18 protein-coding genes and 1 rRNA gene are annotated in these 25,135 nt (G+C 69.1%); 5 read left to right on the plus strand and 14 right to left on the minus strand.

The annotated features are described in order from the left end of the window. The 3 genes from C516_RS0111395 to C516_RS0111405 form a co-directional block, all read right to left on the minus strand. A 16S ribosomal RNA gene (locus tag C516_RS0111395) occupies positions 1 to 451 on the minus strand; the annotation flags it as partial. 440 nt (positions 452 to 891) lie between these two features. Continuing rightward, positions 892 to 1,896: an NAD-dependent epimerase gene (locus C516_RS0111400; protein ID WP_018718522.1), complete on the minus strand. Its 1,005-nt coding sequence runs from the start codon at positions 1,894 to 1,896 to the stop codon at positions 892 to 894. 47 nt (positions 1,897 to 1,943) lie between these two features. Beyond that, entirely contained in the window at positions 1,944 to 3,221 is a 1,278-nt protein-coding gene (locus C516_RS0111405) for a nucleotide sugar dehydrogenase (protein WP_018718523.1), read from the minus strand. A 331-nt stretch (positions 3,222 to 3,552) separates the two neighbouring features. On the opposite strand from C516_RS0111405, the gene C516_RS19380 reads away from it, so the two are divergent. Then, the gene (locus tag C516_RS19380; protein WP_018718524.1) at positions 3,553 to 4,524 is read left to right on the plus strand and encodes a GGDEF domain-containing protein; all 972 of its coding nucleotides are present in this window, start codon (positions 3,553 to 3,555) and stop codon (positions 4,522 to 4,524) included. Here the strand turns inward: C516_RS19380 and C516_RS0111415 are convergent. Next, positions 4,511 to 6,235, minus strand: coding sequence for a bifunctional sulfate adenylyltransferase/adenylylsulfate kinase (locus C516_RS0111415; protein ID WP_018718525.1), 1,725 nt, complete (start codon positions 6,233 to 6,235; stop codon positions 4,511 to 4,513). The genes C516_RS19380 and C516_RS0111415 overlap by 14 nt on opposite strands. Before the next feature lie 54 nt (positions 6,236 to 6,289). Further along, positions 6,290 to 7,516: an MFS transporter gene (locus C516_RS0111420; protein WP_245558768.1), complete on the minus strand. Its 1,227-nt coding sequence runs from the start codon at positions 7,514 to 7,516 to the stop codon at positions 6,290 to 6,292. 98 nt (positions 7,517 to 7,614) lie between these two features. On the opposite strand from C516_RS0111420, the gene uvrA reads away from it, so the two are divergent. Then, a complete protein-coding gene (uvrA, locus tag C516_RS0111425) occupies positions 7,615 to 10,458 on the plus strand; it encodes an excinuclease ABC subunit UvrA (protein WP_018718527.1) in 2,844 nt (947 codons plus the stop codon). 34 nt (positions 10,459 to 10,492) lie between these two features. On the opposite strand, the gene C516_RS0111430 is transcribed toward uvrA, so the two are convergent. Then, a complete protein-coding gene (locus C516_RS0111430; RefSeq protein ID WP_018718528.1) occupies positions 10,493 to 11,770 on the minus strand; it encodes a bifunctional O-acetylhomoserine aminocarboxypropyltransferase/cysteine synthase in 1,278 nt (425 codons plus the stop codon). A gap of 412 nt (positions 11,771 to 12,182) precedes the next feature. On the opposite strand from C516_RS0111430, the gene metH reads away from it, so the two are divergent. Beyond that, on the plus strand, positions 12,183 to 15,869 hold the full coding sequence (gene metH / locus C516_RS0111435; RefSeq protein WP_018718529.1) for a methionine synthase: 3,687 nt from the start codon (positions 12,183 to 12,185) through the stop codon (positions 15,867 to 15,869). Positions 15,870 to 15,996: 127 nt separating this feature from the next. On the opposite strand, the gene C516_RS0111440 is transcribed toward metH, so the two are convergent. Both C516_RS0111440 and ggt read right to left on the minus strand, forming a co-directional pair. Beyond that, entirely contained in the window at positions 15,997 to 16,680 is a 684-nt protein-coding gene (locus tag C516_RS0111440; RefSeq protein ID WP_018718530.1) for a glutathione S-transferase, read from the minus strand. Further along, a complete protein-coding gene (ggt, locus tag C516_RS0111445; RefSeq protein ID WP_018718531.1) occupies positions 16,677 to 18,407 on the minus strand; it encodes a gamma-glutamyltransferase in 1,731 nt (576 codons plus the stop codon). The genes C516_RS0111440 and ggt overlap by 4 nt, the downstream gene beginning before the upstream one ends. A 205-nt stretch (positions 18,408 to 18,612) precedes the next feature. Between ggt and arfB the strand changes: the two genes are divergently transcribed. Further along, complete coding sequence (gene arfB, locus C516_RS0111450; protein WP_018718532.1) at positions 18,613 to 19,056, plus strand: alternative ribosome rescue aminoacyl-tRNA hydrolase ArfB; 444 nt, start codon at positions 18,613 to 18,615, stop codon at positions 19,054 to 19,056. Between the two features lie 15 nt (positions 19,057 to 19,071). Here arfB and C516_RS0111455 read toward each other — a convergent pair whose 3' ends face one another. The 3 genes from C516_RS0111455 to C516_RS0111465 are packed head-to-tail and all read right to left on the minus strand — an operon-like array spanning position 19,072 to position 20,815. After that, complete coding sequence (locus C516_RS0111455) at positions 19,072 to 19,482, minus strand: DUF6691 family protein (RefSeq protein WP_018718533.1); 411 nt, start codon at positions 19,480 to 19,482, stop codon at positions 19,072 to 19,074. Continuing rightward, positions 19,479 to 19,916 carry a YeeE/YedE family protein gene (locus tag C516_RS0111460; RefSeq protein ID WP_018718534.1) on the minus strand — a complete coding sequence of 146 codons (438 nt, stop codon included), beginning with the start codon at positions 19,914 to 19,916 and terminating at the stop codon, positions 19,479 to 19,481. Before C516_RS0111460 ends, C516_RS0111455 begins: the two co-directional genes overlap by 4 nt. Continuing rightward, complete coding sequence (locus tag C516_RS0111465; protein WP_018718535.1) at positions 19,913 to 20,815, minus strand: MBL fold metallo-hydrolase; 903 nt, start codon at positions 20,813 to 20,815, stop codon at positions 19,913 to 19,915. Before C516_RS0111465 ends, C516_RS0111460 begins: the two co-directional genes overlap by 4 nt. 112 nt (positions 20,816 to 20,927) lie before the next feature. On the opposite strand from C516_RS0111465, the gene C516_RS19385 reads away from it, so the two are divergent. Further along, positions 20,928 to 22,703 (plus strand): SulP family inorganic anion transporter, encoded by a 1,776-nt coding sequence (locus C516_RS19385; protein WP_018718536.1) that lies wholly within the window; start codon positions 20,928 to 20,930, stop codon positions 22,701 to 22,703. Between the two features lie 16 nt (positions 22,704 to 22,719). On the opposite strand, the gene C516_RS0111475 is transcribed toward C516_RS19385, so the two are convergent. The 3 genes from C516_RS0111475 to C516_RS0111485 all read right to left on the minus strand — a co-directional run bounded on the left by C516_RS0111475 (position 22,720) and on the right by C516_RS0111485 (position 25,125). Continuing rightward, positions 22,720 to 23,457, minus strand: coding sequence for a glycerophosphodiester phosphodiesterase family protein (locus C516_RS0111475; RefSeq protein WP_018718537.1), 738 nt, complete (start codon positions 23,455 to 23,457; stop codon positions 22,720 to 22,722). Positions 23,458 to 23,608: 151 nt separating this feature from the next. Beyond that, positions 23,609 to 24,364, minus strand: a complete 756-nt coding sequence (locus tag C516_RS0111480; RefSeq protein ID WP_018718538.1) for an ABC transporter ATP-binding protein — start codon at positions 24,362 to 24,364, stop codon at positions 23,609 to 23,611. Next, positions 24,361 to 25,125 carry an ABC transporter ATP-binding protein gene (locus C516_RS0111485; protein WP_018718539.1) on the minus strand — a complete coding sequence of 255 codons (765 nt, stop codon included), beginning with the start codon at positions 25,123 to 25,125 and terminating at the stop codon, positions 24,361 to 24,363. Before C516_RS0111485 ends, C516_RS0111480 begins: the two co-directional genes overlap by 4 nt. Positions 25,126 to 25,135 lie beyond the last annotated feature (10 nt).

Genomic DNA, 25,135 nt, shown 5'->3' on the forward strand with positions numbered 1-25,135 from the left:
TGCTTTTCCTCCCGGCTGAAAGGGCTTTACAACCCGCAAGCCTTCTTCACCCACGCGGCATTGCTGGATCAGGGTTTCCCCCATTGTCCAATATTCCCCACTGCTGCCTCCCGTAGGAGTCCGGGCCGTGTCTCAGTCCCGGTGTGGCTGATCGTCCGCTAAGACCAGCTACCGATCGTCGCCTTGGTAGGCCTTTACCCCACCAACAAGCTAATCGGACGCGGGCTCATCCTTCGGCGTGACCATATTCAGAGGGCCACTTTGCCCCGCAGGGCGTATGCGGTATTAATCCGAGTTTCCCCGGGCTATCCCCCACCAAAGGGCAGATTCCCACGCGTTACTCACCCGTCCGCCGCTCGCCAGCCTCCCGAAGGAGCTGCTGCCGCTCGACTTGCATGTGTTAGGCATGCCGCCAGCGTTCAATCTGAGCCAGGATCAAACTCTTCAGTTCAAAAGAGCTAGTCGGTTGAGCCGACAAATCTTGGCTCGGCGCACAAGGCACACATTGACGGATAGCTTCCGTAATGGGTGCTCTACGCCGATTTTTCATCGGCCAGCCGCCGGTCAACACCAGCGACGCAAGCACCCACACAAGCCATCTGATCCGTATTGTTAAAGAGCTTCAGGGCCGCCTTGAAGCGGCGAAGAGCGCGTATTCTACAGCGCCTGAATGCCGCGTCAACCCCTTTGTTCCGCCCCGTCAGGGCCTCGGCTCGCCGCCTTCGCCCCAACCGGGAACAGGCATTCTAGTGCATCCTGAATACCTGTCAACGCCCCGTAACTTCCAGTCCGAAAACCGCCTCCGGGGCATCCCTCACCGAGCCCTTCGCCCGACAAGAGAGCGCGCATTATAGCCATATCTGACGAGCGGTCAACAACCCGTAACGCGGCTCACACGCGATAGTAATCCCGATACCAGTCCACGAAGCGCGCCACCCCCTCTTCAACGCTCGTCGAGGGGCGGTAGCCGACGGCCTGATCCAGCAGCGAGGAGTCCGCGTAGGTATCCGGCACGTCTCCCGGCTGCATCGGGAGCATGCGCTTCTCCGCACTCCGGCCCAGGCACGACTCCAGCACCTCGATGTAGCGCATCAGCTCCACGGGCTGGTTGTTGCCGATGTTGTAGACGCGGTACGGCGCGGCGCTGCTCGCCGGGTCCGGGCGGTCGCTGTCCCAGTCCGGGTTGGCGGCGGCGACGTGATCGCAGGCACGGACCACCCCCTCGGCGATGTCGTCGACGAAGGTGAAGTCGCGCTGGTGGTGACCATGGTTGAACACATCGATGGGCTCGCCGGCGAGTATCGCCCGCGTGAACTTGAACAGCGCCATGTCCGGCCTCCCCCACGGTCCATAGACGGTGAAGAAGCGCAGCCCGGTGGTGGGCAGCCCGAACAGGTGGCTGTAGCTGTGGGCCATCAGCTCGTTGGCCTTCTTCGTGGCCGCGTAGATGGCAAGGGGATGATCGGCGGGGTCGTGCTCGGAGAACGGCATGCTCGTGTGCGAGCCGTAGACCGAGCTGGTGGAGGCGTAGACGAGGTGGCCGACGTCGTTGTACCGGCACCCCTCCAGGATGTTCATGAACCCGACCACGTTGGAATCCACGTAGGCATGGGGGTCCTCCAGCGAGTGGCGCACCCCCGCCTGGGCGGCCAGGTGGACGACCCGGTCGAAGCCCTCGCGGAAGACCGCGGCCATGCCGTCGCGGTCGGCGACGTCGAGACGCACGAACCGGAAGCCCTCCGCCCCCTCCAGGCGGGCCAGGCGCGCCTGCTTGAGCGTGACGTCGTAGTAGTCGTTGAGGTTGTCGAGGCCGACCACCTCGTCGCCGCGGGCGAGCAGCCGCTCGGCGACGTGATAGCCAATGAACCCGGCCGCGCCGGTGACGAGTACCTTCATGGTCTTCCCGTTGCTGTCTCAGAGAATGGCGTTGCGCCGGCGGCCGCTCAGAGGCGGCCGTCGACGCAGTCACGGGGCAGCGCCCCCTTGATGTCGTAGAGCACCCCGCCCGGGCGGAGCAGGCCGCGCAGATCCGCACCGAGCTCGCGGAAGCGGTCATGGGCGACCGCGAGGACCACGGCGTCGTAACCGCCCTGCTCCGGCTCGCCGACCAGACGGATGCCGTACTCCGCCTCGGCCTCCGCGGCGACGACCTCCGGGTCGTGTACGCTCACGTGGGCGTGATAGTCCTCGAGCTCGGCGATGATATCCACCACCCGGGTGTTGCGCAGGTCCGGACAGTTCTCCTTGAACGCCAGCCCCAGCACTAGGACGCGGGCGTCAACCACCGGCTGCTTGCGCTTGGTCAGCAGCTTGACCACCTGGGCCGCCACGTAGCCGCCCATGCCGTCGTTGATGCGCCGCCCGGCCAGGATCATCTCCGGGTGATGCCCCATCTGCTGGGCCTTGAACGTCAGGTAGTAGGGGTCGACACCGATGCAGTGCCCCCCCACCAGGCCGGGGCGGAACGGCAGGAAGTTCCACTTGGTCCCCGCCGCCGCCAGCACCTCCTGGGTGTCGATGCCCATGCGCTCGAACAGGATGGCCAGCTCGTTGACCAGCGCGATGTTGACGTCGCGCTGGGTGTTCTCGATGACCTTGGCCGCCTCCGCGACCCGGATGCTGCTCGCCCGGTGGGTACCGGCGGTGATCACCCGCGCGTAGAGGGCGTCCACGAAATCGGCGATCTCCGGTGTGGAGCCGGAGGTGACCTTGACGATATCGGTAACACGGTGGGCGCGGTCGCCGGGGTTGATCCGCTCCGGGCTGTAGCCCGCGTGGAAGTCGCGGTTGAACGCCAGCCCCGAGGTGCGCTCGATCACCGGCACGCACACCTCCTCGGTGGCGCCCGGATAAACGGTCGACTCGTAGATCACCACATCCCCCGGCGAGACCACCCGGCCCACGGTCTCGCTGGCCGCGCGCAGCGGGGACAGATCCGGCTGGCGGCCGCTGTCGATGGGGGTGGGCACGGTCACGATATAGACGTTGCAGTCGCGCAGCGCCTCGAGGTCATCGGTGATCGTGAGCCCATCGGCCTCCGCCAGCTCCGCCGGCGAGACCTCGCGGGTATCGTCCCGGCCTTCATGCAGCGCCTCGACCCGGGCGCGCTTCACGTCGAAGCCCACGACCGGATAGTGGCGCGCAAAGGCCACGGCCAGCGGCAGACCCACGTAGCCGAGACCGAGGACGGCGACGCGGGGACTGACGGTTTCATCGCTCATCGGTGTAATTCCATCCCTGTCCGGAAAATACTTCGGGCGATGCAACGATACCGCGCCGCACCAGCGCACAGCCATCCCCGCGGCGGGGCATTCATCCGGCTTTCCCCGGCCTTCATCGGGCCACCGGTGACGTCCCGCCGGGCGCTGCCCCGGCGGGACGTCACCGGGCACGGCACCCGCACGGTGGGCGACGGACGGCCCTGAACCTCGCGCAGGCGGAGGCGCGGAAACTGTCGCCGGGAGGCTACACTGGCGATGTAGACCAGAAACGGGGGACGCTCCGGTGCATTCGGGTGCATGGCAAAGCTGCGACAGGGAAGAAGGGGCACAGATGGACGCGACCTCGCGGCGGAACCGCCAGCTGGAGGCGGTGCTCGGCGCGTTTCCCGACATCTCCTTCGTCATCGACCGCCGCGGCCGCTATCTGGAGGTGATCGGCGGGGTCGACGAACGCCTCTATGAGGACGGCCGCGGCCTCACCGGTCACACCCTCCATGAGGTACTGCCGGCCGAGACGGCCGACCACTTCCTCGACGTGGTACACCGTGCGCTCGGCAGCGGCGAGCTGCAGCGCGTGGAGTACACGCTGAGCGCCCGTCAGGTACGCAGTCTCGACAACGAGCGCCGGCGCTCGCCTCGGGCCGGCACGCCGCAGTGGTTCGACGGCCGGGTGCTGCCGCTGCCCGGTTACGAGGCGGACGAACCCGTGGTCCTGTGGGTGGCCTTCAACGTCACCGAGCGCAAGGCCCTGGAAGAAGAGCTCCGGCGGCTCGCCACCACCGATGATCTCACCGGCCTGTGCAACCGGCGCACGGCACTGCTGCAGCTCGGGCGACTCCACCAGCGGGCCCGGCAGGGACACAGCCGGCTGTCGGTGCTGCTGCTCGACGTGGACCAGTTCAAGCAGATCAACGACGGCTTCGGCCATACCGCCGGCGACCGGGTGCTCAGCTGGGTCGCGCGGCAGATCGAGGGGGTTATCCGGCCCGGCGACCTGATCGCACGGGTGGGTGGGGATGAGTTCCTGATTGGCCTGCCGGATGCCGGCAGCGGCGCCGCCGAGGAGATCGCGGCACGGCTGACCCAGCGCATTCGCGGAGAGGCACTGCCCTTCGAGGGCATGGACATCCCGGTGACGATCAGCGTGGGCGTGGCCACGGCCGGCGTGGAAGACGTGGAGCTGGAGAGCGTGATCATGCGCGCCGACTCCGCGCTCTACCAGGCGAAGGCCGCGGGACGCGACTGCCACCGGGGGGCGGCGCCCCCCGGGGATATCCGACCGCGCCCGGCTAGCGCAGGCTGATGTAGCCGAGCTGCTCGAGCTTGAGGATGACCTCCTGGGCCGCCTCGTCCGGCGTCGAGTCCGTGGTGTCCAGCACCAGTTCCGGGGACTCCGGGGCCTCATAGGGGTCGTCGATACCGGTGAAGTTCTTGATGATACCGGCACGCGCCTTGGCATAGAGTCCCTTTCGGTCCCGCGCCTCGCAGACCTCCAGCGGGGTCGCCACGTGCACCTCGACGAAGCCGCCGTTGGCCTCCTCCACCATCCCGCGGACCTGACGCCGGGTCGCCGCGTACGGCGCGATCGGCGCACAGATGGCGATGCCGCCATTCTTGGCGATCTCGCTGGCGACGAAGCCGATACGCTGGATGTTGAGGTCGCGGTGCTCCTTGGAGAAACCGAGCTCGCTGGAGAGGTTCTTGCGCACCAGGTCGCCGTCGAGCAGGGTCACCCGGCGACCGCCCAGCTCCATGAGCTTGGCCATCACCGCGTTGGCGACGGTGGACTTGCCCGAACCGGAGAGCCCCGTGAAGAAGAGGGTCACACCCTGCAGGTGCTTGGGCGGGAACGTCCGGCGCAGCTCCTCGACCACCTCCGGATAGCCGAACCAGTCCGGGATATCCAGCCCCTCGCGCATGCGCCGGCGGAACTCCGTGCCCGATATCTGGAGCATCGTCTCGCGGGACTCGTCGACCTCGTCGATGGGCGCGTACTCCGCGCGCTCCTTGACGTAGACCATCATCTGGAACGGCACCATGGTGATGCCGAGCTCCTCGCCGTGGCGCGTAACCAGCTCCTGGGCGTCGTATTCGCCGTAGAATGGCTGGCCGTCACTGCCCTTGCCCGGACCCGCATGGTCGCGCCCGACGATGAAGTGGGTGCAGCCGTAATTGCGCCGGATGATCGCGTGCCAGACCGCCTCGCGGGGCCCACCCATGCGCATGGCCAGCGGCAGCAGCGACAGCGCGGTGGTCTGCTCCGGGTACTTCTTGAGCACGTGCTCGTAGCAGCGCACGCGGGAGTAATGATCCACGTCTCCCGGCTTGGTCATGCCCACCACCGGCTGGATGAGCAGGTTGGCCTCGGCCTGCTTGGCCGCGCGGAAGGTCAGCTCGACGTGGGCCCGGTGCATCGGGTTGCGGGTCTGGAACGCCACCACCCGCCGCCAGCCGCTGCGCGCGAAGCGCTCGCGCAGCTGACGCGGCGTCGCACGCAGGTGGTTGAAGTCGTAGTGGGCGGGTTCGTCGACACCGTAAACACGGCCGCCGAGGTAGACCGGGTTGCTGCGGTTGAGGAGGTAATCCACGCCAGCGTGGGCGGTGTCCGTGGTGGCGAACACGCCCTGCGCCTCGCGTTCGCGGTCCGGCCGCCACAGCGCCTCGACGCCCATCACCGCCAGCAGCACGCCCTCCGGGTCGCGGAGCGCGATGCGCTGCCCCTCCTCGATGTCCGCGGCAAATGCCTCGGAGACGTCGAGGGTCACCGGGATGGGCCACAGCGTGCCGTCGGCGAGACGCATCTCATCGATCACCCGGTCGTAGTCGGCGGGCACGAGGAACCCCTCCAGCGGCGAGAAACCGCCGTTGAGCAGCAGCTCCAGGTCGCAGAGCTGGCGCTGGGTGAGGTCCCAGCTCGGGTAGTCGCGGGCCCGTTCCTTCTCGGCCGCGGCTGCCGCCTCGTCAAGGTAGAGTTCCTTGAGCGCCCCGCCGTGGGGCTCGATGAGATTGGTCATGTCACTCCTTTCCTGCTGCACCGTAGAGGATTCGTTCACCGCCCGCCGACCCGGCTACACGCCCTGGGAGGCCCCCGCGCCAGCGGTTACCGGCGCCGACAGCCCGCTGACCAGCACGAGCCAGACCGCAGCCAGCACCGCCCCGCCGATGAACACGCCGGTCGGGCCGAAGCGCCCGTAGGCCGCCCCGCCGAGGACGCCGCCGAGGAACGCGCCCGTGAACTGGGAGGTCGAGAACACGCCGAGCGCCGCCCCGCGCGCCGCCTGCGGGGCGAAGCGCGTGACCAGCGACGGCAGGCTGGCCTCCAGCACATTGAAGGCCGTGAAATACACCACCAGCGCCCCAGCCAGTGCCCACGGCCCAATGGCAGACGCATCGGCCAGCGCCACCTCGCCGACGATGAGCACCACTACCGCGGCGGCGATCAGGCGGTGCATGACCCGCTTCGCCTCGCCGACACCGATGGCCGGGAACATCAGTAGCGCCGATATCGCCATCACCGGGACATACATCTTCCAGTGATCCGCCGGTGCCAGCCCCGCCACATCGGCGATCACCACGGGCAGGACCACGAACTGCGCGGTCATGATCGAGTGGAGCACCATGACGCTCGCGTCCAGGCGCAGCAGATCGGGGTTGCGCAGCACCTCACCGAAGGTCCCGGCGCGGATGTCGCGATCGTGACTGCGGGTGGTCGGCACCGGCACCAGCCAGACCAGCAAGGCCATTGCCACCAAGGCCAGCGCACCGGTCAGCCAGAAGATGCCCGACAGCCCCATCGCCGCGGCCGCCTCCGGGGCAATGACCAGTGCCAGCATGAACGCAAGGCCCACGCTGATACCGATCAGCGCCATCGCCTTGGTGCGCTGCTGTTCCCGGGTGGTGTCGGCGGCGAGCGCCATCACCGCGGCCGCGATCGCCCCCGCACCCTGCAGCGCGCGCCCGGCGATCACGCCCCAGATCGTGCCCGACATCGCCGCCACCGCCGAGCCCAGGGCGAAGACCACGAGCCCGCCAACGATCACCGGCCGCCGGCCGACGCGGTCCGAGAGCACCCCCATGGGGATCTGCAGCAACGCCTGGGTGAGCCCGTAGGCGCCAATCGCGACGCCGATAAGCGTGGGCGTCGCCCCGCCGAGGGCGTCCGCGTAGAGCGTGAAAACCGGCATGATGAGGAACAACCCCAGCATGCGCATACCGAAGATAGTGGCGAGCCCCGCCGTCGCCCGGCGCTCGGCGCCGTTCATGGGGCCGCTGGAGTGGCGTTTGCTGTTACCCAAGATCCTGACTGCCCTGATCGCTGGTGAGTGGATTCGAGGACGCAGCCGAATTGACAGAGCCGGTATACTATCAGGTTGGCTACGCCGGTCCTAATTCAATGAATCATATCTTTATTCAGGGTGCCCGCACCCATAACCTGCGGAACATCACGCTGGCCATCCCCCGGGAGCGGCTGGTGGTGATTACGGGACTCTCCGGCTCGGGCAAGAGTTCCCTCGCCTTTGACACCATCTATGCCGAGGGCCAGCGCCGCTACGTCGAGTCGCTGTCCACCTACGCCCGGCAGTTCCTCTCCATGATGGAGAAGCCGGACGTCGACCACATAGAGGGACTGTCGCCGGCGATCTCCATCGAGCAGAAGGCGACCTCCCACAACCCGCGCTCCACCGTCGGCACGGTGACCGAGATCCACGACTACCTGCGGCTGCTGTTCGCCCGGGCGGGCACGCCACACTGCCCCGAGCACGGCATCGCGCTGCGCGCCCTCACGGTGAGCGAGATGGTAGACCGCGTACTCGCCCTCGACGAGGGCTCGCGGGTCATGCTGCTCGCCCCGCTGCATCCGGAGGCCGGCGGCGTCCCCGCGCTCATCGACGAGCTCCGCGCCCAGGGCTTCATCCGGGTGCGAATCGACGGCCACGTCCACGAACTCGACGATGTCCCCGCGCTGGACGCGGCCCGCGAGCACACCATCGAGGCGGTAGTGGACCGGTTGCGCGTGCGCCCGGACCAGGCCGGGCGCATCGCCGATTCCGTGGAGACCTGCCTCGGCCTGTCCGACGGGCTACTGCGCGTCGCCGACATGGACGCCAGTGATGCCCCGGAGCCGCTCTACACCGCGCACCACACCTGTCCGATGTGCGGCTACGCCGTCGCCGAGCTCGAGCCGCGGCTGTTCTCGTTCAACAACCCCCACGGCGCCTGCCCCACCTGCAACGGCCTGGGCGTGCACCAGTTCTTCGACCCAGACCGGGTGGTCGCCCACCCCGAGCTGTCCCTCGCCGGGGGCGCCATCCGCGGCTGGGACCGGCGCAACGCCCACTACAGCCGTATCCTCGATGCCCTGGCCGCGCACTACCGCTTCAACGTGGAGACCCCCTGGCAGGACCTGGACGCCCATGTCCGCGACGTGCTCCTCAACGGCAGCGGCGATGAGGAGATCACCTTCCGCTACCGCGGCCCGAGCGGCGAGCACGTGCGCACCCACACGTTCGAGGGCGTGCTCAACAACCTCGATCGCCGCTACCGGGAGACCGACTCCGCCGCCGTGCGCGAGGAGCTCGGGCGCTATATCAGCACCCGGCGCTGCCCGGACTGCGACGGCTCCCGGCTCAACGAGGCGGCCCGCCACGTGTATGTCGGCGAGCACACCCTGCCCGCGGTCTCCGCGCTGTCCGTCGGCCGGGCCCGGGAGCTGTTCGCCGGCCTCGCCCTGGAAGGTGCGCGCGGCGACATCGCCGAGAGCATCCTGCGCGAGATCCGCGAGCGGCTGAGCTTCCTGGTGAACGTGGGCCTCGACTATCTCAGCCTCGACCGCGGCGCGGACAGCCTCTCCGGGGGCGAGTCGCAGCGCATCCGCCTGGCCAGCCAGATCGGCGCCGGCCTGGTGGGGGTGATGTACGTGCTCGACGAGCCCTCCATCGGGCTGCACCAGCGCGACAACCAGCGCCTGCTCGACACCCTGCTGCGCCTGCGCGACATGGGCAACACGGTGATCGTCGTCGAGCACGACGAGGACGCCATCCGCGCCGCGGACCATGTGGTGGACATGGGTCCGGGGGCCGGCACCCACGGCGGACGCGTCATCGCCGAGGGGCCACCCGCCGCCATCGAGGCGGAACCGGCCTCGCTCACCGGCGACTACCTCGCCGGCCGGCGGGCCATTGAGGTTCCGGCACGGCGGCTCGCCCCCAGCGACGCCTGGCTGCGGCTGCGCGGGGCGCGGGGCAACAACCTGCAGGCCGTGGACGTGGACCTGCCGCTGGGGCTGATGATCGGCGTCACCGGCGTGTCCGGCTCGGGCAAGTCGACCCTGATCAACTCCACCCTCCACCCCCACGCGGCCAACCGCCTCAACCGTGCCAGCCTGGACGCCGCGCCCTGCGATGGCCTCGAGGGGCTGGACGCGCTGGACAAGGTCATCGACATCGACCAGAGCCCCATCGGGCGCACGCCACGCTCCAACCCGGCGACCTACACCGGGCTGTTCACCGCGGTGCGCGAGCTCTTCGCCGGCACGCCGGAGGCGCGAGCGCGCGGTTACGGGCCGGGGCGTTTCAGCTTCAACGTCAAGGGCGGGCGCTGCGAGGCCTGCCAGGGGGACGGCGTGATCCGCGTGGAGATGCACTTCCTGCCGGACGTGTTCGTGCCCTGCGACATCTGCCAGGGACAGCGCTACAACCGCGAGACCCTGGAGGTGCGCTACAAGGGGCTGAACATCCACGAGGTCCTGGAGCTCACCGTGGAGGAGGCGTTGACGCTGTTCGAGCCGGTGCCGGTGATCGCGCGCAAGCTGCGCACGCTCATGGAGGTGGGGCTCGGCTACGTGCGCCTCGGCCAGAGCGCCACCACCCTCTCCGGCGGCGAGGCCCAGCGCGTGAAGCTGGCCCGCGAGCTCGCCAAGCGGGATACCGGGCGCACCCTCTATATCCTCGACGAGCCCACCACCGGGCTGCACTTCCACGACATCGCCCAGCTCCTCGCGGTGCTCACCCGACTGCGCGAGCACGGCAACACCGTGATCGTGATCGAGCACAACCTTGACGTCATCAAGACCATGGACTGGCTCGTGGATCTCGGACCGGAAGGCGGTGAAGGCGGTGGCCGGGTGGTGGCCACCGGCACCCCCGAGGCGGTGGCCCGGGTGGAGGCCTCGCACACCGGGCGCTACCTGCGCGGTATGCTGCCGGGCCGCAGCGCGCGTACCGGCAGCAGCGGCTGAGCCCGCAGGCGATGACCCGCGGGCCCGGAGCCGGTCACCCCTTGGCCGCGGCCAGGGCCTGGTCGATGTCGGCGATGATGTCCTCGGCGTGCTCGATGCCCACCGACAGCCGCACCATGTCCCGGCTCACCCCTGCGGACGCCAGCTCCTCATCGTTGAGCTGGCGGTGTGTCGTGGTCGCCGGGTGGCAGGCGAGCGTGCGGGCGTCGCCGATGTTTACCAGCCGCACGACGAGCTGTAGCGCGTCGATGAAGCGCGCCCCCGCGGCCTCCCCGCCCTCGATGCCGAAGCTCAGGATACTCGCCGCACGGCCGTCCATGTACTTCTGCGCCAGGGCATGGTGCGGACTGTCCTCCAGCCCGGCGAACTTCACCCAGCTCACCTGGGGATGCGCCTGCAGGTGGCGGGCCACCGCCAGGGCGTTCTCGCAGTGGCGGTCCATGCGCAGCGGCAGTGTCTCGATGCCCTGCAGGAGCTGGAAGGCGTTGAACGGCGACAGCGCCGCACCCATGTTGCGCAGCGGCGCCACCCGGCAGCGCCCGATGTAGGCGGCCGCCCCGAGGGCCTCGGTGTAGACGACACCGTGGTAGGAGGGGTCCGGCTCGTTGAGCATGGGGTAACGCGCCGCCTGCTCGGCCCAGGGGAAGTTTCCGGAGTCCACGATCACCCCGCCCACCGTGGTGCCATGGCCACCCATGTACTTGGTCAGCGAGTGGATTACGATGTCGGCGCCGTGCTCGATTGGCCGCCAGAGACAGGGGGTCGGCACGGTGTTGTCCACCATCAGGGGTACGCCGGCCTCGTGGGCGATGGCGGCGAAGCGCGCCACGTCCACGATGTTGCCGTTGGGGTTGCCCACCGTCTCGCAGAACACCGCCTTGGTCCGATCATCGATGAGCTCCGCGAGCCGCTCGGGGTCGTCGGCATCGACGAAGCGCACCTCGATGCCCTGGTTCGGCAGCCCGTGGGCGAAGAGATTGTAGGTGCCACCATGGAGCTGGCTGGTGGCGACGATGTTGTCCCCCGCGCGGCTGATGCACTGGATGGCGTAGGTGATCGCCGCCATCCCCGAGGCCACCGCCAGGGCACCGATGCCACCTTCCATCGCGGCGACGCGCTGCTCGAGCACGGCGTTGGTGGGGTTCATGATACGGGTGTAGATATTGCCCTCGACCTTGAGGTCGAACAGATCGGCCCCGTGCTGAGTGTCGTCGAAGGCGTAGGACGTCGTCTGGTAGATCGGCACCGCCACCGCCTTGGTGGTGGGCTCCGGGTCATAACCGGCATGCACGGCAAGGGTTTCGAGCTTCACGGCCACTCTCCTCCACGGTTCGGACTACGACCGCCGATGGTAACCGCTCCGTCACCCGTAGACACGCGTGAACGGGAATATGCATATACCGCGGCGCCACAGTCCTACTCATCGCGGACATGCCCTCGCTCTTGGCCCCGGACTCATACTCACTATTACACAGATTGATGGAAATGCGCTGATACTTGAAACGAGCGCAAAGCATGAGAAGATGGTCTATTGATTCCAGGAGGTACCCCAGTCGCGGCCTATCGACGTGACGCCCGGCCTGCCGTACGGACATCGCCACCGGGCGAGCGATAGCGCAACGCACCAACCTGGCGGACCCCACCGGCGGCGCACAACGCCACTGAAAGGCGCGGACCGTGCACTGCCCGCAGAGAAGCATTCGCAGCAACAGACAGGTTTCTACATGTCCGATCGCATACAGCGTGATCTCGCCGATCGTATCCTGCTCCTGGACTGTGCCATGGGCACCATGATCCAGAAGCAGCCCCTCGAGGAAGCGGACTTCCGCGGTGAGCGCTTCGCCGAGCACCCCAGCTCGCTCAAGGGCAACAACGACTTGCTCACGCTCACCCGGCCGGATCTCATCCGCGAGATCCACGAGGCCAACCTGGCCGCCGGCGCGGACATCATCGAGACCAACACCTTCAACGCGACGCGGCTGTCACAGTCGGACTACGACACCGAGGACCTGGTCCCCGAGCTCAACCGCGAGGCGGCCCGCCTGGCGCGCGAATGCGCCGACGCGTGGACGGAGAAGACCCCGGAGCGCCCGCGCTATGTCACCGGCGTGCTCGGCCCCACCAGCCGCACCGCCTCGATCTCGCCGGACGTGAACAACCCCGGCTACCGCAACGTCACCTTCGACGAGCTGCGCGAGAACTATCTCGAGGCCGCGCACTCGCTGGTGGAGGGCGGTGCCGACCTGATCCTGGTCGAGACGATCTTCGACACCCTCAACGCCAAGGCGTGCCTGTTCGCGCTCGAACAGCTGTTCGAGGAGCTCGGCCGCAAGGTCCCGGTGATGATCTCCGGCACCATCACCGACGCCTCCGGGCGCACCCTTTCCGGGCAGACCACCGAGGCCTTCTGGAACTCCGTGCGCCACGTCGAGCCGTTCTCCATCGGCCTGAACTGCGCGCTCGGTGCCGAGGACCTGCGTCCCTACATCCAGGATCTCTCCCGGGTGGCGAGCAACACCTACGTGTCCGCCCACCCCAACGCCGGCCTGCCCAACGAGATGGGCGAGTACGACCAGTCGCCGGAATACATGGCGAAGCTCATCCGGGAGTTCGCCGAGAGCGGCTTCCTCAACATCGTCGGTGGCTGCTGCGGCACCACCCCCGAGCATATCGCCGCGATCCGCGACGCGGTGGACGGCGTCGCGCCCCGCGAGATCCCGAGCCTGTCCCCGGCACTGCGTCTCTCGGGCCTGGAGCCGCTGAACGTCGGCGACGGCGACATGTTCGTCAACGTCGGCGAGCGCACCAACGTGACCGGCTCGGCGCGGTTCAAGCGCCTGATCAAGGAGGAGGACTACGACACGGCGCTGGACGTCGCCCGCCAGCAGGTGGACAACGGCGCCCAGGTGATCGACATCAACATGGACGAGGGCCTGCTCGACGCCGTCGAGTGCATGGACCGTTTCCTCAAGCTGGTCGCCTCCGAGCCGGACATCGCCCGGGTGCCGATCATGGTCGACTCCTCCAAGTGGGAGGCGATGGAGGCCGGCCTGCAGACCATCCAGGGCAAGGGCATCGTCAACTCCATCAGCCTCAAGGAGGGTGAGGAGGACTTCCGCAAGAAGGCGCAGCTCGTGCGCCGCTACGGTGCCGCGGTCATCGTCATGGCCTTCGACGAGGAGGGCCAGGCCGACACCCTGGAGCGGCGCACCGAGATCGCCGCGCGCGCCTACCGGATCCTCACCGAGGAGATCGGCTTTCCGCCCGAGGACATCGTCTTCGACCTGAACATCTTCCCGGTGGGCACCGGCATCGAGGAGCACGCCCGCTACGCCATCGACTTCATCGAGGCGACGCGGCACGTGAAGACCCACCTGCCCCACGCGAAGGTCTCCGGCGGACTGTCCAACCTCTCGTTCTCCTTCCGCGGTAACGAGCCGGTGCGCCGCGCGATGCACTCGGCCTTCCTCTATCATGCCATCCAGGCTGGGCTGGACATGGCCATCGTCAACGCCGGCCAGCTCGACGTCTACGACGACATCGACAAGGAGCTCCTGGAGCTGGTCGAGGACGTGCTCTTCGACCGCCGCGAGGACGCCACCGAGCGCCTGGTCGACCGCGCCGAGGAGTTCAAGGGCCAGGGCGCGAAGGCCGAGGAGAAGAACCTGGAGTGGCGCGAGTGGCCGGTGGAGAAGCGCCTGGAGCACGCCCTGGTCAAGGGCATCACCGAATACGTGGTGGACGATACCGAGGAGTGCCGCCAGCAGTTCGACCACCCCATCAAGGTCATCGAGGGCCCGCTGATGGACGGCATGAACGTGGTCGGTGACCTCTTCGGCGCGGGCAAGATGTTCCTGCCCCAGGTGGTGAAGTCGGCGCGCGTGATGAAGAAGGCCGTCGCCCACCTCATCCCCTACATCGAGGCGATGAAGAGCGACGGCGATCAGTCCAACGGCAAGGTCGTGCTGGCCACGGTGAAGGGCGACGTCCACGACATCGGCAAGAACATCGTCGCGGTCGTGCTCCAGTGCAACAACTACGAGGTCATCGACCTCGGGGTGATGATCCCCAACGAGAAGACGCTGGCCGCGGCCGAGGAGCACGGCGCCGACATCGTCGGCCTCTCCGGGCTGATCACCCCGTCGCTGGACGAGATGGTGGACATGGCCAAGGAGATGGAGCGCCGCGGCTTCACCGTCCCGCTGCTCATCGGCGGCGCCACCACCTCCCGGGTGCACACAGCGGTGAAGATCGAGCCGCAGTACAGCGGCGATACCATCTACGTGAAGGATGCCTCCCGCGCCGTCGGCGTGTGCTCGAAGCTGCTCAGCGACACTCAGCGCGAGGACTACGTCGCCGAGATCAAGACCGAGTACGAGCGGGTGCGCGAGCAGCGTGCCAGGCGCCAGGTGAAGCAGAAATGGCTCACCATCGAGGACGCGCGGGCCAACCGCACGCCCGTCGACTGGCAGTCCTACGAGCCCGTCACTCCGCGCGAGCCCGGCGTCCACGTCATCGAGGACCAGCCGCTGGAGGAGCTCGTCGAGTTCATCGACTGGACTCCGTTCTTCCAGGCCTGGCAGATGACGGGCAAGTTCCCGAAGATCCTCGACGACGAAAAGCAGGGCGAGCAGGCACGCAAGCTCTACGACGACGCCCGCGCCATGCTCGCGCAGATCGTCGAGGAGCGGTGGCTCACCGCGCGGGCCGTGTTCGGGCTGTTCCCGGCCAACGCCGTCGGTGACGACACCGAGATATACGCCGACGACTCCCGCGAGCACGTGCGCCTGGTCACCCACCACCTGCGCCAGCAGACGGAGAAGCCCGAGGGCCGGCCGAACCAGTCCCTCGCCGACTTCGTCGCGCCCAAGGACACCGGCATCCAGGACTGGATGGGGGCGTTCGCAGTGACCGCCGGCATCGGCATCGACGAGCACGTGAAACGCTTCGAGGCCGATCACGACGACTACAACGCCATCCTGCTCAAGGCCCTGGCCGACCGGCTCGCCGAGGCCTTCGCCGAGATGCTCCACCAGAAGGTGCGCCGCGAGTACTGGGGCTACGCCGCCGACGAGGCGCTCGACAACGACGGCCTCATCGCGGAGAACTACCAGGGCATCCGGCCGGCGCCGGGCTACCCGGCCTGCCCGGACCACACCGAGAAGGATCTGCTCTGGGAGCTGCTCGACGTGCGCGGGAACGCCGGTATCGAGCTGACCTCGTCCAAGGCGATGGTGCCGACGGCGGCGGTCTCCGGCTGGTACTTCGCCCACCCGGACAGCCGCTACTTCGGTCTCGGCAACATCTTCCGCGACCAGGTCAAGGACTATGCCCACCGCAAAGGCATGGACCCGTCCACGGCGGAGCGCTGGCTCAGCCCGAACCTCGGCTACGACCCGGACGAGGGCTGACCCGGGGCCCGGGGAGTCCGCCGGCGTGCCCGGCGGGCTCCACCGCCCTTTCCACCCGGCCGTCATGTCAGATCACGGCGGACGCGGCCCGATGCCCGCCGCGTACCAGTACTCGCTCTGACCCCTGCTATAGCGCCGCGAGGTCGTACGGCCCGCCACGCTCCCGGGCGCGCTGATAGGCGGCCCGCCCGCGGATACGCTCGACGAACGCGTTCAGCCGGGGACGCTCCGGTCCCGCCAGACCCCGCGCCACCGCAGCCTCCACCGGGAAGCTCATCTGGATGTCGGCGGCGGTGAACGCCTCACCGGCGAACCACGTCCGGCGCTGCAGCACGTCCTCCAGGTAGTCCAGGTGCGCGCGCACCTCGGGCCCCACGAAGGCCGACTGCACCCCGGCGGCGATCCGCCGCAGCAGCGGGCGCATCAGCCAAGGTGCCGCCGGCCCGCCAAGCCGGTCGAAGACCAGGCTCAGCAGCAGCGGCGGCATCGCCGAGCCCTCGGCGTAGTGCAGCCAGTAACGGTAATCGAGGAAGGCCTCCGTACCCGGGGCGGGGCGGAAGCGGTGGTCCGGGTCATGACCGTCGAGGAGATACTCGATGATCGCCCCGGACTCCGCCACCACCCGCTCGCCGTCGGTGATCACCGGCGAGCGGCCCAGCGGGTGGACCGCGCGCAGCGCGGCCGGCGCACGGCCGGTCGCCGGGTCGCGCTCGTAGCACTGGATGCGGTAGTCCGCGTCCAGCTCCTCGAGCAGCCAGAGCACGCGCTGGGAGCGGGAGTGGGCGAGGTGATGGACCGTGAGCGCGGTCATCGGCTCACCCCCATGGCCGAGCTCGTCTGACGGCGCGGGTCGGCGGCCCCGTGGAAGCCGTCCGCATCGATGAGGATGGACTGGATCGCCCCCATCGAGCGCTCCTGCTTCACGCGGTGGCCCATGGCCTCCAGTCCGGCGATGGTGTCCGGGCTGATGCCCTGCTCGATGCGGATATAGTCGGGCCGCCACTGGTGGTGCACCCGCGGCGCGTTGACCGCGGTCTGGATGTTCATGTCGTGATCGATGACGTTCATGATCACCTGCAGCGTCGTGGTGATGATCCGCGAGCCGCCGGGGCTGCCGGTGACGAGGCGGTTCCGGCCGTCCTTCTTCACGATGGTCGGCGACATGGACGAGAGCATGCGCTTGCCAGGCTCGATCCGGTTGGCCTCGCCGCCGATGAGCCCGTAGGCGTTGGGCACGCCCGGCTTGGCGGAGAAGTCGTCCATCTCGTTGTTCATGAGAAAGCCCGCGCCGTCGACCACCAGCCCCGAGCCGTAGCTGAAGTTCAGGGTGTAGGTGTTCGCCACCACCAGGCCGTCGCCGTCGGCGATGGAGAAGTGCGTGGTCTCGTTGGACTCGTACGGCCAGGGATCGCCGGCGGCAACCGCGTCCGCCGGCGTCGCCCGTTCCGGGTCGATCTCCCCGCGCAGCGCCCCGGCGTAGGCCTTGCTGGTGAGCCCCGCCACCGGCACGTCGACGAAGTCGCTGTCGCCGAGGTAACGCGCCCGGTCGGCGTAGGCACGCTTCATTGCCTCGGCCATCAGGTGGATGGTGCGTGCCGAGTTGTGTCCGGCCGCGGCGATGTCGTAACCCTCGAGGATGTTGAGGATCTCCACGATGTGCGTGCCGCCGGAGGACGGCGGCCCCATGGAGTAGACGTCGTAGCCGCGGTAGCGGCCATGGACCGGTTCGCGCACCACCGGCCGGTAGCCGGCGAGGTCGTCCAGGGTCATGATCCCGCCGTGGCGCTGCAGGGTCGAGACGATGCGCTCGGCGGTCACGCCCTCGTAGAACCCCTTCGGCCCCTGCTCGGCGATCCGCCGCAGGGTCCGCGCCAGCGCCGGCTGACGGAAGACCTGGCCGGCACGGTAGGGCGTGCCGTCGTCATGGAAGAACTTGGCCCGGCTGGACGGCCAGCGCCCGAGCCGGTCCCGCGCCGAGGTCAGCCCCTCGGCGAAACGCGGCGGGACCTCGAAGCCCTCCTCCGCCAGGCGGATCGCCGGTGCCAGGGCCTCGGCCAGCGAACGCGTGCCGTAGCGGCGCAGGGCGAGCGCCAGGCCCGCGACGGTGCCGGGCACACCGGAGGCGTTCGCACTGAAACGCGAGCGCTCCGGCACGACCTCGCCCTCGGCGTTCTGAAACATGGTCTCGGTGGCCGCCGCGGGGGCGGTCTCGCGGTAGTCGATGGCGACCACCTCGCCGCTGCGCTCGTCGGAGACGAGCATGAACCCGCCGCCGCCGATGTTGCCCGAGCGCGGCTGGGTCACCGCCAGGGCGAAGCCCGCGGTCACCGCCGCGTCCACGGCGTTACCGCCGTCACGCAGCACGTCCCGCGCCACCCGGGAGGCGATGTAATGACTCGTCGCCACCATGCCGCCGTCCGCGGTCACCGGCCGGAAGCGCTCCCCCGCGAGGATAGCCTCCGCCGCGTGGCCCGCCGGCCCCCACACCAGCGCCACCGCTGCCAGCGCCAGCACCCGCCGTCGAATCCCCTCGATCATGCCGCTCTCCCGCTGTCCGTATCTGCCCTGCCCGGCACCCGGCTCAACCGCCGGGCGCCGGCACACCATTAGTCCGGCCACCAGTATGGTCACCGCCCCGGACACCTGCACCCCTGCCGGCGAGTTCCGGAACGCCGAAGCGGCCGGACACACGGCCTCGGGGACGGGGCGCGCCGGGGCACGTCAACGTAGTAGGCTGTGATCGATGAGTATCGACCCGGACAATGACAAGGTACTGCGCATCTCGCGCAACGTGGCGACCGGGCTGGACGAGATCGAGCTCTCGGCGGTGCGCGCCCCCGGCCCCGGCGGGCAGAACGTGAACAAGGTCGCCACCGCCGTGCACCTGCGCTTCGACAGCCAGTCGTCGTCGCTGCCGGCCTTCTACAAGGAGCGCCTGCTGGCGTGCAGCGATCACCGCGTGACCGCGGACGGCGTGGTCGTGATCCGCGCCCGCCGCCACCGCAGCCAGGCCCTCAACCGCCAGGACGCCCTGGAGCGCCTGCGCGCCCTGCTGCGCGGGCTCACCGAGACGCCGGCGACACGGGTACCCACCCGCCCGAGCCGCAACGCACGCCGCCGGCGCACGGACCGCAAGGTCCGCCACGGGCGCAAGAAGGCGATGCGCCGTACACCGCCGACGGAGTGACGGCAGCGGACCGCTTCAGGGGCGGGCCGTGAACCGGTAGAGGATCATGCCGCCGGCGAGCCCGACGACGAAGGTCAGGGGCACCACACTGCCCAGCGCCAGTGCCGCGATCCCCGGCCCGGGACAGAAGCCCGCCACACCCCAGCCGACCCCGAACACCACGGCACCGCCGATCAGCCGCGCGTCGATGTCCCTGCGGGTCGGCAGCTGGAAGGCCGGTGCGAACACCGGCCGGGGACGGCGCAGCACGAAGCGGAAGCTGATCAGCGTGGTGGCCACCGCCCCGGCAAGAACGAACACCAGGGTCGGGTCCCAGCGGCCGGTGAGATCAAGGAAACCGAGCACCCGCGCCGGGTCCGTCATCTGCGCAAGGGCCAGGCCGGCGCCGAACAGCAGCCCGGCGACAATGCTCACGAGATGGATCATGACGCCACCCCCAGTACGTGCCGGACGACGAACACGGTGACGATGCTGGTCGCCATGAACGTGATCACGGCGATCAGCGAGCGCGGCGACAGCCGCCCGAGCCCGCAGACACCGTGGCCGCTGGTGCAGCCGCTGCCCAGGCGGGTACCGAAGCCGACGAGGACACCGGCGGCCAGCACCGCCCACAGCGGCAGCCCGCTGTGGAGCACCGCCCCCGCCGGCCAGAGCACGTAGACGGCCCCCGCACCGGCGATCATGCCGGCGAGGAAGAGCAGCCGCCACAGCCGCTCGCCACCGTGCTCCTCCATGGCCCCGGCCGCGATGCCGCTGATGCCCGCGATCCGCCCGTTCAGCCACAACAGGATGGTGGCGGCGAGCCCGATGAGGATCCCCCCTGCCAGGGCGGGAACCGGCTCGAAGGGCACGATCGTCATGCGGATTCCCCCGAATAGCTCTGGCTGAAATCCCCGGGCCGGTCAATGGGGATCTTCACGTAGGCGACCCCGTTGTCCTCCGCCGGCGGCAGCCGCCCGGCACGGATGTTCACCTGCACCGCGGGGATGATCAGCCGCGGCAGGTCCAGGGTCCGGTCACGCCCCTCTCGGCGTTCGACGAATTCCGCCTCGGTGACGCCGTCGCGCACGTGGATGTTGCCGCCACGCTGCTCGCCGATCGTGGTCTCGTTGCGATACTCGCGGCCGTTGGGACGGTAGTCGTGGAGCACGAACAGCCGGGTCTCGTCCGGCAGCTCGTAGAGCCGCATGATCGAGTGATAGAGCACCGATGCGCTGCCGCCGGGGAAGTCGCAGCGCGCGGTTCCCCCGTCCGGCATGAACAGGGTGTCCCCGCAGAAGGCCGCGTCACCGATCACGTACGTGAGGCTGTCCGAGGTGTGCCCCGGCGTGGGAATGGCCCGGGCCTCGATGTTGCCGACGTGGAAGGTCTCGTAGTCCGCGAACAGGTGATCGAACTGCGAGCCGTCCGGCAGGAAGCCCCGCTCCAGGTTGTAGACGTCGCGGAAGTGGCGCTGCACCGTGCGGATCCCCTCGCCGATGCCGGTGGTGCCACCGAGGCGGTCACGGATGTGCGCACCGGCGGCCAGGTGGTCCGCATGGGCGTGGGTCTCCAGCACCCATTCCACCTCCAGGCCCTCGCGGCGCACGAACTCGATGATCCCGTCGGCGCTGTCGGTGCCCGTGCGCCCCGCGTTCTCGGCGTAGTCGAGCACCGAGTCGATCACCGCGGCACGCCGGGTCTGCGGGTCCCAGACCACGTAGGAGAACGTGGACGTGGGTTCGTGCAGGAACTGCCTGACTTCGGGACGTGCACTCATCGCGGCACCTCCTTCGACTGATATCCCGAATAATGTAATAAGCATATTACTGAAACATATATTACACTGCGAATGGTACCGCTCGATCATCACCATAGACGCAACGGCGCCGATGAAGCTGCAACCGCCCCTGTTGACCAGCCTCCGCGGCTATGACCGCCAGGCCTTCTCCGACGACCTGACGGCGGGGATCATCACCGCCATTCTGCTCGTCCCCCAGGGCATGGCGTACGCGCTGCTCGCGGGACTGCCGGCGGAGACCGGGCTGTACGCCAGTATCATACCGCCGGCGGTCTATGCGGTGTTCGGCACCAGCCGCACCCTTGCCGTGGGCCCGGTGGCCGTCGCCGCACTCATGGTCGCCGACGCCCTGTCCCGCTTCGCCGGCGCCGATCCCCAGCAGTGGATCACCGGCGCCTCCATCCTGGCCGCGGAGGTGGGCGTGATACTGGCCGTCGGTGGGGCCCTGCGCCTGGGCCGGCTGGTCAACCTGATCGGCCACCCGGTGCTGTCCGGTTTCACCAGCGCGGCGGCGGCGCTGATCATGCTGAGCCAGGTGGGCCACCTGCTGGGCGTCGATGCCCCCCGGGGGGACGCGGTCACCATGATCACCGGCCTGTACACCCACATCGGCGCCGTCTCCACCGCCACCACGGTGACCTCCGTGCTCGCCATCGCCGCGCTGGTGCTCGCGCGCCGGCCGCTGCAACGGCTGCTCACCGGGCTCGGCGCCAGCCCGAACGCCGCCGCCCTCGCCTCCCGGACGGCCCCGCTGGCGGTGGTGATCGCGGCCTCCCTGGCGATGGCCGCGCTCGCCGGCAACGGCGGTGCGCCGGTGCGCGTGGTAGGCGACATCCCCGCCGGCCTGCCGGCCCCGGGTCTCGATTTCCTCGCCAGCGCCGGCTGGGCCGAGCTCGCCCCGTCCGCGGTGCTCATCGCGCTGATCGGCTACGTGGAGAGCGTCACCGTCGCCAAGGTCCTGGGCGGGCGCCGGCGCGAGCGCGTCGACGCCAATCAGGAGCTCCTCGCCCTGGGGGCGGCCAACTTCGGCTCCGCGCTGGTGGGCACCATGCCCGCCGCCGGCGGCTTCTCGCGCTCGGTGGTGAACTTCGACGCCGGGGCCCGAACCCAGGTCGCCGCGCTGATCACCGCCGGCCTCGTCGGGGTGGTCGCCGCCTTCTTCACCGGCTGGTTCGCGTTCCTGCCGAAAGCGGTGCTCGCCGCGATCATCGTGGTCGCCATCTGGCAGCTCATCGACTTCCGCGGCGCGATAGAGACCACCCGGTACGACCGGGGCGACGGCGCGACCCTCATCGCCACGGTGGCCGGCGTGCTGGGCTTCGGCCTGGAGCCCGGGCTGGTGGCCGGCATCGCGCTGTCGCTGTTCCTCTACGTCTGGCGCAGCAGCCGGCCGCACATGGCCGTGATCGGGCGCATCCCGGGCACCGAGCATTTCCGCAACGTCGAGCGCCACGAGGTGGTCTGCGACCCCCGGCGGGTGCTCCTGCGCATCGACGAGAACATCTACTTCGCCAACGCCGAGCCGGTCCGCGACTTCGTGCTCGCGGCCCTCGACCGCCATCCCGATGCCGAAGCCGCGGTGCTGGTGATGAGCTCGGTGAGCTACATCGACAGCAGCGGGCTGGAGATGCTGGAGGCGCTGCACGCCGATCTGCAGGCGCAGTCAGTCGCCCTGCACCTCGCAGAGGTGAAGGGGCCGGTGGCGGACCGGCTCGCGCAGACACACCTCTGGCACGGGCTGCCGGAGAGCCATCACCACCTCAGCGTCGCCGCGGCGGTGGACGCCCTGGGGGGCGACGGCGGGAACGAGACGACCGCGGCCGCAACACGACGCCGCATCCACGGCCCGGACCGCCCTGCGGGATGACCCGGGCCTGCGGCTCCTAGCGGATGCCCCGCACGAAATAGGCGTTGGGGTCGTCGGTAATCACGGCCGTGAGCCCCGCCGACCACAGCGGGTCCACCGCCTCGGGACGGTTGGCGGTCCATGCCACCACCGCGATTCCCGCCGCGCACAGCCGCCGCACCCCGGCGGGGTCCAGATGACGCCAGTCCACGTGCAGGCTCACACCGCCGAACGCCTGCAGCACAGCGCCGGCACGCTCGGGCACGCGCTCGCAGATCAGGCCCAGGCGGATCCCGGGATCCCGTCGCCGGCATTCGGCGAGCACCGGCACGTCGAAGGACGAGAGCAGCAACGCCTCCCGTGGGAACCCGGTCGTCTGCAGGCTATCGAGGACCGTGGCCGCCAGGGCCGTCCGCCTGCCCTCCTCCCCCGTCGGCTTGAGCTCAAGGTTGAGCCCCAGCCCGCGCTGGCGACACAGGGCGAGGGCCTGCTCGAGACGCGGCATCCGGGTGCCGGCGTAGCGGGGTGAGAACCACCCGCCGGCATCGAGGGCGGCAACCGCTGCCCAGTCCGCATCGGCGATCCGTCCGGCCCCGTCGGTGCAGCGATCCAGACGCTCGTCGTGGAAGATGACCGGCGTGCCGTCGCCGAGCAGCTGGACATCCAGCTCCACCCAGCCCACACCCAGGGCCGCCGCCAGCTCGATCGCCGGGAGTGTATTCTCCGGCGCGGCCAGCGATGCCCCGCGATGGGCGAAAACCCGTGTCCCGAACATGCATGACTCCCTCGGCCCGGACCGCGGCACGGCGACAACGACCCATCCCGCCACGTGGCAGGACGGCATACGGCCAAGGCTGACGCGGGAATATTACACGGGTGTTGCAGGCGGGCCCGGCCCGGGGCAACGCCCCGGGGCCCGGCCATGCCTAGATCGCCAGGTACTGGTCGCGGAGCTCCTGGTTGTCGAGCACGTGGTTGGCCTCACCCTCGTAGGCGACCTCGCCCATGTCCAGGATCACCGCCCGGTCCGCGAGCTCCAGCGCGGCGATCGCGTTCTGCTCGACGATGATGGTGGTGATACCCAGGGACTTCACCTCCCTGAGGATGGACTCGATCTCCTGAACGATCTGAGGTGCCAGCCCCTCGTAGGGCTCGTCGAGGAGCAGCAGCTTGACATCCCGCGCCAGTGCCCGGGCCACGGCCAGCATCTGCTGCTCGCCGCCGGACATGGTGATCGCCTCCTGCTTGCGGCGCTCGGCGAGCCGCGGGAAGTGCTCGTAGATCTGCTCGATCGACCACCCCCGGGGCTCGGCGATCTGCGCCACCACCAGGTTCTCCTCGACCGTGATGCCGGGGATGATCCGCCGGTCCTCGGGCACCAGCTGCACCCCCGACTGCGCCGCCCGGTGGGTGGGCATGCGATGCAGTGGCTGACCGGCGAGCCAGATCTCGCCGCTGCGCAGCTGCGGATCGTGGGCCCGGGCGATGGTACGCAGGGTCGAGGTCTTGCCGGCACCGTTGCGCCCGAGCAGGGCGACGATCTCACCCTCCCGGACCTCGAAGCTCACACCCTGGACGATGTAGCTCTCGCCGTAGTAGGCGTGAATGTCCCGGCACGCGAAGTACGCCTCCTGTCCGCCCGCATCGGTCTGTGCCGGCTGCGCATGAGTACTGGCGCTCATTCCTGTGCCCCTCCCAGATAGGCCTCTTTCACTCGCGGATCGCCACGGACCTCGTCCGGCGCGCCGCCGGCGATGATGCGCCCCTGCGCAAGCACGCTGATCCGCTCGGCAAGGCTGAAGACCACGTGCATGTCGTGCTCGATCACCACCTTGGTCATACCCGTCTCGGAGATCTCCTTGAGCAGGTCGATGGTGCGGTTGGTGTCATGCCGGGACATGCCGGCGGTCGGCTCGTCGAGGAGCAGCAGCTTGGGTCGCGCGGCAAGGCAGACCGCGAGCTCCAGCCGGCGCTTGTCGCCCCGGGCCAGATGCTGGGCCTGCTCCTCCAGGTGATCGCCGAGACCGACCCGCTCCAGGGTCGCCGCGGCCTCCTCATAGATGGCGTGTCCCCGGCGCAGCGTCTCCGCGGCCTTGATGGAGAACTGGCCATCGCGGCGGGCAAGCGCTGCAATGGCCACGTTCTGCAGGAGATTCATCGCCGGAAAGACCTGCGGGGTCTGGAACACCCGCGCGATCCCCCGCTGGATGATGCTGTGGGGCTTGACCCCGCGCAGCTCGCGCCCGTCGAAGAGCACGTGACCCTGATCGGCCTCGATCAGACCGATGAGGACGTTGAGCAGGGTCGACTTGCCCGCCCCGTTGGGGCCGATGATGGCGTGGATGCTGCCGGTCCGGACCTGCAGGCTCACGTCCGTGAGCGCCTGCAGTCCGCCGAAGCTCTTGGACACCCCCTGAACGTCGAGCAGTGCCTGTTCACTCATGATCCGTCTT

The organism is Arhodomonas aquaeolei DSM 8974 (assembly GCF_000374645.1).
Lineage (GTDB): Bacteria > Pseudomonadota > Gammaproteobacteria > Nitrococcales > Nitrococcaceae > Arhodomonas > Arhodomonas aquaeolei.

What these genes read in the sequence shown, in the direction of transcription:
- C516_RS0111400 (WP_018718522.1), bottom strand. Translation starts at nt 1,896, where the DNA reads ATGAAGGTACTCGTCACCGGCGCGGCCGGGTTCATTGGCTATCACGTC.
- C516_RS0111405 (WP_018718523.1), bottom strand. Translation starts at nt 3,221, where the DNA reads ATGAGCGATGAAACCGTCAGTCCCCGCGTCGCCGTCCTCGGTCTCGGC.
- C516_RS19380 (WP_018718524.1), top strand. Translation starts at nt 3,553, where the DNA reads ATGGACGCGACCTCGCGGCGGAACCGCCAGCTGGAGGCGGTGCTCGGC.
- C516_RS0111415 (WP_018718525.1), bottom strand. Translation starts at nt 6,235, where the DNA reads ATGACCAATCTCATCGAGCCCCACGGCGGGGCGCTCAAGGAACTCTAC.
- uvrA (WP_018718527.1), top strand. Translation starts at nt 7,615, where the DNA reads ATGAATCATATCTTTATTCAGGGTGCCCGCACCCATAACCTGCGGAAC.
- metH (WP_018718529.1), top strand. Translation starts at nt 12,183, where the DNA reads ATGTCCGATCGCATACAGCGTGATCTCGCCGATCGTATCCTGCTCCTG.
- C516_RS0111440 (WP_018718530.1), bottom strand. Translation starts at nt 16,680, where the DNA reads ATGACCGCGCTCACGGTCCATCACCTCGCCCACTCCCGCTCCCAGCGC.
- ggt (WP_018718531.1), bottom strand. Translation starts at nt 18,407, where the DNA reads ATGATCGAGGGGATTCGACGGCGGGTGCTGGCGCTGGCAGCGGTGGCG.
- arfB (WP_018718532.1), top strand. Translation starts at nt 18,613, where the DNA reads ATGAGTATCGACCCGGACAATGACAAGGTACTGCGCATCTCGCGCAAC.
- C516_RS0111455 (WP_018718533.1), bottom strand. Translation starts at nt 19,482, where the DNA reads ATGATCCATCTCGTGAGCATTGTCGCCGGGCTGCTGTTCGGCGCCGGC.
- C516_RS0111460 (WP_018718534.1), bottom strand. Translation starts at nt 19,916, where the DNA reads ATGACGATCGTGCCCTTCGAGCCGGTTCCCGCCCTGGCAGGGGGGATC.
- C516_RS0111465 (WP_018718535.1), bottom strand. Translation starts at nt 20,815, where the DNA reads ATGAGTGCACGTCCCGAAGTCAGGCAGTTCCTGCACGAACCCACGTCC.
- C516_RS19385 (WP_018718536.1), top strand. Translation starts at nt 20,928, where the DNA reads ATGAAGCTGCAACCGCCCCTGTTGACCAGCCTCCGCGGCTATGACCGC.
- C516_RS0111475 (WP_018718537.1), bottom strand. Translation starts at nt 23,457, where the DNA reads ATGTTCGGGACACGGGTTTTCGCCCATCGCGGGGCATCGCTGGCCGCG.
- C516_RS0111480 (WP_018718538.1), bottom strand. Translation starts at nt 24,364, where the DNA reads ATGAGCGCCAGTACTCATGCGCAGCCGGCACAGACCGATGCGGGCGGA.
- C516_RS0111485 (WP_018718539.1), bottom strand. Translation starts at nt 25,125, where the DNA reads ATGAGTGAACAGGCACTGCTCGACGTTCAGGGGGTGTCCAAGAGCTTC.